The following is an 8208-nucleotide window of genomic DNA, read 5'->3' as shown; positions in this document are numbered from 1 at the left end:
TTGTGTCGTTTTTGACGACTCATTAATAATAACATCTTTAGGGTTTATTGTCAACACATTTTTGAAAGTTTTTTTATTTTCTTCTTCTGAATTTCTTTTAGCATATGACAAAAGATAAAAAAATTTCAAAGTCCCTTACTCTTTACTTCAATGGGTCCACAAGCTCAAGCCTAGTCTTACTATCCAGGTTTCCTGTAGTACCCTTTGTAAAGATAAGAGATGATCTATTAGATAGGGCCTTATATGCTAACTTTATATATCAAGATCAGTTTCCTGTTTATAAGTTATATAAGACCCTATACAAGTACCTATATTTTAATATTACTTAATAACTATGTCCCCTTCACCAACCAAGTCTGCTAGGTATGCCTTCAATTCATCACTGGCATAGACCCCCATATCCTTTAGCTGGTAAGTTTTCTTTTCACCATGTTCATTCTCGTCCAATGGGAAAATTATCACCGGGTCCCTACCTTGATGGGCTCTTATCGTTGAATATATCTTATTCAATAAATCTTGGTTACTCATAGAATCAAGCCTTATAAAGACCTTTTTTCCAGTACCATTCAAGACCTGCTTGTTATAATTTTCAGATTGACTATAGCCACCATTATAGAATGGTTTCTGGCTTGTAAATTCACTGTCATCATCTATTGATTTTACCTGACCAGCTATCAGGGATACATCTTCATCCCCCCTAATGCTAATCTTTCCCTTGATTAGGACTATCTGGTCTTCCTTAATCAAGTCCTTATATTTTTCCAATACCCTTGGAAAAACTACTACTTCCATACTTCCATAGAGGTCTTCTATATTAATAAAGGCCATCATCTCATTGTTTTTTGTGGAGAATAGTTTTTTGGATATTATCATTCCACCAATTATATGGTCCTGTTCATTTATTTCCAGTAATTTTTCAGGCTCTTCCTTCAACTTGTTGATACGGGCATTTGTAATGGATATTCTTTGCTCCAGTTTTTCCGAATACTCAGATAGGGGGTGACCAGATACATATAGTCCTAAGACTTCTTTTTCCATATCCAACCTAATCCTATCCCTGAACTCTTCAACCCCTTCTATCTTACCCAACTCAAGTTCACCCTGCTTACCCATATCAGCAAACATATCAAACATTGACATCTGACCTTCTACATTTCTCTTCTTGTCCCTACTGATGGAATCTAAAACATCCTCGAAAGCGAACATAAGGCTGGCCCTGTTGTCTCCAGTTGAGTCAAATGCCCCACACTTTATCAGACTTTCTATGGTCTTCTTATTGGCAAATTTAGAATCTATCCTCTTTACCAGGTCAGTCAGGTTTTTATATGGACCATTGGCCTCCCTCTCTGCAACTATGTTATCAATAGCATTTGCTCCAACATTCTTTACTGCAGCCAGACCAAACCTAATATGGTCCCCATCTACAGAGAACTTTGAAAAGGACTTGTTGATATCAGGAGGTAATACCCCTATACCCATAGAGCTACATTCTCTCATGTATTCTACAACCTTATCATTGTTGCCCATGATTGATGTCATCAAGGCTGCCATAAATTCTACTGGATAGTAACATTTCAAGTAGGCTGTTTCATATGACAAGACCCCATAAGCAGCTGCATGCGACTTGTTAAAGGCATACTTAGCAAAGTCTATCATGTCGTCAAATATCTGGTTGGCCACATCTTCTGGTACACCATTTCTTACACAACCGGCTATTTCTATATTGTCATTTTCGTCCAACTTACCATGGATAAAGTACTGCCTTTCCTTTTCCATAACATCCATTTTTTTCTTACTCATGGCCCTACGAACAGAGTCACTACGCCCCAAACTATAACCTCCCAGGTCCCTTACCACCTGCATTACCTGCTCCTGGTAGACTAGGCAACCATAGGTAACATCCAGTATGGGTCTTAGCTTTTCATGTAGGTATGTCACCTGGTCCGGATTGTTTTTGCAATTTATATAAGTTGGTATAGAATCCATTGGACCCGGCCTAAATAGGGAAATTCCGGCAACTATATCTTCAAAGCAGTTTGGTTTTAGTTGCTTCATGAAGTTTCTCATTCCGCCACTTTCCAACTGGAAAACACCTAGAGTATTGGCCTGAGATATGAGGTCAAATACCTTCGGATCATTGTATTCCATCTTACTGAAATCTATCTTTCCCTTGTAGCCCTTCTTTTCACGATTTATTTCAATTAGGTCAAGGGCATCCCTGATAACTGTCAGGGTCCTAAGACCTAGAAAGTCCATCTTTAGTAGGCCCAACTCTTCCAGGGTAGTCATTGTAAACTGGGTAGTGATAGAGTCCTGGTTCTTGTACAATGGCACATACTCATATACCGGCCTCTTTGAAATAACCACACCTGCCGCATGGGTAGATGCATGCCTAACCATACCCTCCATCTCTTTGGATATATCAATTATCTCCTTTACCTCATGGTCCCCATCATATAGCTTTCTAAGACTAGGATTCATGTCAAAAGCCTTGTCTATAGTCATACCCAAGGCGAAAGGGATCTCCTTGGCCACACTATCCACCTTGTTATAGGCTACATCCAATACCCTACCAACGTCTCTGATAGCCAGTTTTGCCCCCATGGTACCAAAGGTTATAATCTGGGCAACATGGTCTATACCATACTTCCTCTTTACATAGTCTATAACCTCTTCACGCCTTTCGTAGCAAAAGTCTATATCTATATCCGGCATAGTTACTCTTTCAGGGTTTAGGAAACGTTCAAAGAGTAAATTGTACTTGATAGGGTCTATATCTGTTATCTTAAGTGTATAGGCAACTATAGACCCGGCTGCTGACCCTCTACCCGGTCCAACCATAATATTATTCTGCTTGGAATAATTGATAAAATCCCACACTATAAGGAAGTATTCAATATAGCCCATATTTGCTATTACATCTATTTCATAATTCAACCTATCCCTCAAATCCTGTTCAACATTCCCCTCCTCGTCTCCATACCTTTCAAGCAAACCTTGATTGCAGATATGCTGTAGGTATGTCAGAGAAGTGTATCCTTCTGGGACATCAAAAGTAGGTATATGGTAACTATCAAAGTCAAATTCCACACTACACCTCTCGGCTATCTTAAGCGTGTTTTCAACTGCCTCAGGCGAAAAGGCAAATAGGTCTTCCATCTCTTCCCTGGACTTTATATAAAATTCATCATTTGGAAACTTCATCCTGGAAGGATCATCCAGGGTTTTTTGCATCTGGATACACATCAAGACATCCTGTATCCTTGCATCTTCCCTGTATACATAGTGGGCATCATTGGTAGCAACTAGGGGTATATCCATCTCCTTGGATAGCTTTAAGAGGCCTGCATTTACTTCCTTATCCTCTGCCAACTTGTGGTCCTGGACTTCTAAGAAGAAATTGTCCTTGCCAAATATATCTATATTCTCCTGGGCCAAAGACCTGGCCTTGTCAAAGTTTCTAGCCAAAATAGCCTTTGGTATCTCTCCATTTAGACAGGCCGATAGACAGATTATACCCTCAGAATACTTTCTTAGGTGGTCCTTATCAGTCCTTGGTTTGTAATAAAATCCATCTACATAGGCATCTGATACTATCTTTATTAGGTTCTTATATCCCTGGTTGTTTTCAGCCAATAATATCAAGTGGGATGAATACTTGTCAAGGGTCGAATCCTTACTTTCCATGTCTCTAGGGGCAAGATACACCTCACAACCTATTATAGGTTTTATTCCAGCAGACTTACATTTTTTGTAGAAGTCAACTACGCCAAACATGGACCCATGGTCTGTTATAGCACAAGAAGACATGCCCAGGTCCTTAACCCTTGATATTAACTTGTCTAGCCTAGAAAAACCATCTAGGAGGCTGTATTCTGTATGGACATGCAAATGGCAAAAATCCCTTTTTTCTATATTTTCCATATTTACCCCCTTCTTAAAATAGCTGATGCATAAGCACCAGCCTAGAATAACTCATCAAAAGATACTTGATCCCTATATTGATCAGCAATTTTTTCGATTTTTTTAAACCTATGGTTGACACCAGACTTGCCAAGGGGAGGATGCATTTTTTCACCCAACTCCTTTAGGCTGATATCTTCATTTTCCAATCTCAAAAGAGCCAATTCTCGTAGGTTTTCAGGTAACTTGCTTATACCTATAGTCTTTTGTATTATCAGTATATTTTCTACCTGCTTAACTGCCGCATCCACTGTTTTGGATAGGTTGGCTGTTTCACAGTTTACAATCCTATTAACCTTGTTACGCATATCCTTTACTATCTTTATATTTTGTAACTTAAACATTGCCTTGTGGGCCCCTATCATGGCTAAAAGGTCTGATATCTGTTCACTTTCCTTCAGGTATACTACATGATAGTTCTTCCTCAAAACTATCTTACTTGTAAAGCCCATGGAATTAATTAAATCACTCAATTCATAGGCATAGTCCTCATTATTTGTAACAATTTCCATATGGTAGTTTTTTTCTGGGTCATTTATGGATCCAGATCCCAAAAAAGCCCCCCTTACATAGGCATATGCCTCTTCTGAGGAATCTACAATCTTCCTCGGGATGTCATTTTTAGAGAAAAAACTGTCTTCCCTTTCCAAAATCCCCAGGTCTACCAATAATTTTGCCGCCCCCATTTCATGGGTAACAGTCAAAACATAACTGTTGTTTTTCTTTAACATTTGATTTTTATTTACAGTGATACTAGTATTTATATTAAAAGAGGTCTTTAAGAGTTTAAATATCCTCCTAGCTATAGAATTTAACTCTGTCGTTATCTTAAGACTCATCTTCATATTTCCGGCAAACTGTATACTACCGGCCTGTCTGATAATGGCTGACAGCTCTGCTATATCTGCCTTATTGCTAGGATTTTCTACCCTTGTTAGTTCATTTTTAGTTTCTGTGGAAAAAGACATTTCCTATTTCCCCTTTTTTATTTCCTTTAGGGCTACTCTTATAATTTCCTTTTCATCGTCATACCTGGCCATATTTACAACCTTGTCTATATGGATGAACTTGGCGTCTACAAAGCCCTCTTCCTTCTGGGGTATAGTATCCATACATTTAGTATTCATTAGGTACCAGTAGACAATCTTGTGCACCAATTTTGTATTGTCCCAATTTTCCTTATATGTATAGTGGATTTCTCCCAAGTATTTATCTATATTTGCCTTTACGCCAGTCTCTTCTTTCACTTCTCTTAGGGCAGCCTCTTCGTGACTCTCTCCAGGTTCTATCTTACCCTTGGGAAGAACCCAATCACCATTGTATTTTCTCAATAGCAAGATAGCATTACCTAGAAGAACGACTCCTCCTGCACTTTGTTCTTCTCTCATCGTATCACTCCTTAAATCCCTTAAATCAAATGTTATTTTTCACTTTTAGTTTTTTCTTTTATGGCTATGTCTACTACAGCCTTTGATACCATTTCAGCATCGTGGCGTATATAGCCATTTTTTATTTCAATTAATTTTTCTTCTATACATTTTATGCCCATAGCTTCTAGGCCATCCCTCTGGTCCTTGTCTAACATAACAAGCTCTGCCCCATCTTTGGCATATCTTTCAAATACACCCTGAGGAAGGTGTTCATTATTGATCAGGACGTAGTCTATAAAGTTTATACCTGCGTGTTCAACTATAACTTTTACATGGTCTAGGACATTTTTGCCCCCAGTTTCACCAGGCTGTGTCATTATATTACAGACATAAACTTTAGGGGCCCTGGTAGTTGATAGGGCATCTACCACGCCTTCAACCAGGATATTTGGAAGTATACTTGTGTATAGGCTTCCCGGCCCTATGGCCACTACATCTGCATTTTTTATGGATGTAACCACCTCATCAAGTGGTTTTGCATCCGGATTATCCAAATATATCCTATTAATTGGACTATTAGTCTTTCTAACTTGACATGGAATATTTGATTCTCCTACTACGGTCTCACCATTTTCCAATTCAGCTATCAGGTTTATATTGTCCAGGGATACTGGCAATACCCTTCCTGTAACTGCAAATACCTGGCCCATCTTATAGACAGCAGTTTCAAAGTTACCATAAATACCTGTCATTGCTGCAAGGAATAAGTTACCAAAACTCTGTCCCTTAAGGCTACCATCTGTAAACCTATACTTCATAACCTCACTCATAGTAGGTTCCATATTGGCCAAGGCCAATAGACAGTTTCTTATATCTCCAGGTGGAATCATGCCCAAGTCTTCTCTCAAGACCCCTGAGCCACCACCGTCATCTGCCACTGTTACAATTGCAGTTATATTTTTTGTTTCATGCTTTAGGCCTCTCAGGAAAACTGACTGACCTGTTCCACCACCTATAACTACTACATTAGGATCATCTTTCTTATAGGTGAACATCTCCATTTGCTTCATATTCTGCTCAACAGTCTTCTTGTATAACTTAGCAACCTTATATAGGACCGCTAGGGCCAATATAAAGGCTAGTATACTCAAGAAGGGTAGCACTAATGAAATAATCTCCCATTTACTCATATCGTCACCCCTAATCCAACTTGGCGTCCCTATGCTTTTTGACTGCCCTATAACCCTTGTCATTCAAGTGATCATAAGTATAATTAGCTATTGTGACAGACCTGTGTCTACCACCAGTACAGCCTACACCTATAACCAGGTGCTGCTTACCCTCATTGATATACTCAGGTATCAAGAAGTCTAGCATATCAAAAAACTTTTCTATAAAATCATGACTTACCTTTGAATCCATTACAAAGTCTCTTACGTCCTGGCTATCACCTGTCTTTGGTCTAAGTTCTAAATCATAGTATGGGTTGGGTAAAAACCTTACATCTATAACCAAGTCCGCATCTGTTGGCAGACCGTACTTAAATCCGAAAGATACTACTGATATGGTGATATTTGGACTTTCAAGCCCATCTCCCTCATCGTACATACTGGCGATTTCGGCCTTTAGGTCCTTAGGTTTCATATTTGTTGTATTAACTATCATCTGTGAAACCCTCTTCAAAGGCTCCATTATTACTCTTTCCTTCTTTATGCCATCTGATATCTGTGAATTTACAGCCAGTGGATGGTTACGCCTAGTCATCTTATACCTCTTAATCAAGACGTCGTCATCACAGTCTAAATAGATCATATCGTACTTAAAATTGGCCGCACTCAGCTGGTCAAGGGCTGAATTAAGGGTCTGGAAAAATTCCCTCCCCCTTATGTCTATACCTAGGGCTACCTTGTCTATATTTGAATTTCCATGAAAAAATAAGTCTGCAAAATTCACTATCAAGGCTGGAGGTAAATTATCTACACAATAAAAGCCTATATCTTCCAAGGCTCTCATGGCCTCACTCTTGCCCGAACCTGACAAACCAGTTACTATGACAAACTTCATAAAAAACCTCCTTTTAGTAAACTTACTAATACTTTTATATTTCAATCGACCTAACCTAGATTTACAATCCTGCCTGGGTCAAGTCCACTTTCCTCTACTATTTTATATGCCATCTCAAAATTGGCTACATTTTCAGGTTTGTGGGCATCAGAACCTATATAGAAGTCTATATCCATATGGCTAATGGCCTTTATCATGCTAGCACTAAGCCTATCGTGATGGCCATTAATTTCTAGACCCGTATTGGTTTTCACTGCAGCCTGGGCTACCTCTACAATATCTATCACTCCTTTATCTCCTGGATGGGTGATATATTTGATATCATACTTGTGCATAGCCTTGACAAGGGCCCTTGTATTGTATTTTTTTGAAAACAACTTACCTGAAAATAATAAATTATCTATATGGTGGAGTATTGACCTAAAGGATGTTGGCCTTGACCCATAATGGTAGCCAGCCAATATATAGTCAAAATACTGGACCATATCATCTGGCATATCTATCCTGCCAGTATCATCTAAGATATTACACTCCATCCCCATCAGTATCTTAATCTGTGGGTACTTCTTGTTTAACCTATCTATTTCTTCTCTTTCTTTCTTAGCATTTTTTCTAGATAAGCCGTAGAAATTATGATTAAATCCGTGTTCGGAAATACCAATAACCTCCAGGCCCTTATCTATGGCTGCCAGGACATTTTCTTCAATAGTCCCCTTGGCATGCCGTCTCTTTTCATTATTACCACAACTAAGGATAGTATGTGTATGATAATCTGCAAGAATTTTCATAGCCACCTCCAGATTACTTATTT

At 38.8% G+C, this 8208-nt stretch carries 6 protein-coding genes; all 6 read right to left on the bottom strand.

What is annotated here, in order from left to right; translation table 11 throughout:
• Positions 1-321: 321 nt before the first annotated feature.
• The 6 genes from HMPREF0634_RS01140 to HMPREF0634_RS01115 are packed head-to-tail and all read right to left on the bottom strand — an operon-like array spanning position 322 to position 8185.
• Positions 322-3924, bottom strand: coding sequence for a DNA polymerase III subunit alpha (locus HMPREF0634_RS01140; RefSeq protein ID WP_007788208.1), 3603 nt, complete (start codon positions 3922-3924; stop codon positions 322-324).
• 41 nt (positions 3925-3965) lie between these two features.
• On the bottom strand, positions 3966-4931 hold the full coding sequence (gene whiA, locus HMPREF0634_RS01135; RefSeq protein ID WP_007788217.1) for a DNA-binding protein WhiA: 966 nt from the start codon (positions 4929-4931) through the stop codon (positions 3966-3968).
• Positions 4932-4934: 3 nt separating this feature from the next.
• Positions 4935-5351: an NUDIX hydrolase gene (locus tag HMPREF0634_RS01130; RefSeq protein WP_007788210.1), complete on the bottom strand. Its 417-nt coding sequence runs from the start codon at positions 5349-5351 to the stop codon at positions 4935-4937.
• A 32-nt stretch (positions 5352-5383) separates the two neighbouring features.
• Positions 5384-6523 (bottom strand): gluconeogenesis factor YvcK family protein, encoded by a 1140-nt coding sequence (locus HMPREF0634_RS01125; RefSeq protein ID WP_040565579.1) that lies wholly within the window; start codon positions 6521-6523, stop codon positions 5384-5386.
• A 10-nt stretch (positions 6524-6533) separates the two neighbouring features.
• On the bottom strand, positions 6534-7397 hold the full coding sequence (rapZ, locus tag HMPREF0634_RS01120) for an RNase adapter RapZ (RefSeq protein ID WP_007788200.1): 864 nt from the start codon (positions 7395-7397) through the stop codon (positions 6534-6536).
• A 50-nt stretch (positions 7398-7447) separates the two neighbouring features.
• On the bottom strand, positions 7448-8185 hold the full coding sequence (locus tag HMPREF0634_RS01115) for a PHP domain-containing protein (protein ID WP_007788233.1): 738 nt from the start codon (positions 8183-8185) through the stop codon (positions 7448-7450).
• Positions 8186-8208: the final 23 nt, after the last annotated feature.

Source organism: Peptostreptococcus stomatis DSM 17678, from assembly GCF_000147675.1.
Taxonomy (GTDB): domain Bacteria; phylum Bacillota; class Clostridia; order Peptostreptococcales; family Peptostreptococcaceae; genus Peptostreptococcus; species Peptostreptococcus stomatis.
The sequence above is the reverse complement of the archived record's forward strand: the minus strand, read 5'-3'. Positions and strand labels throughout refer to the sequence as shown.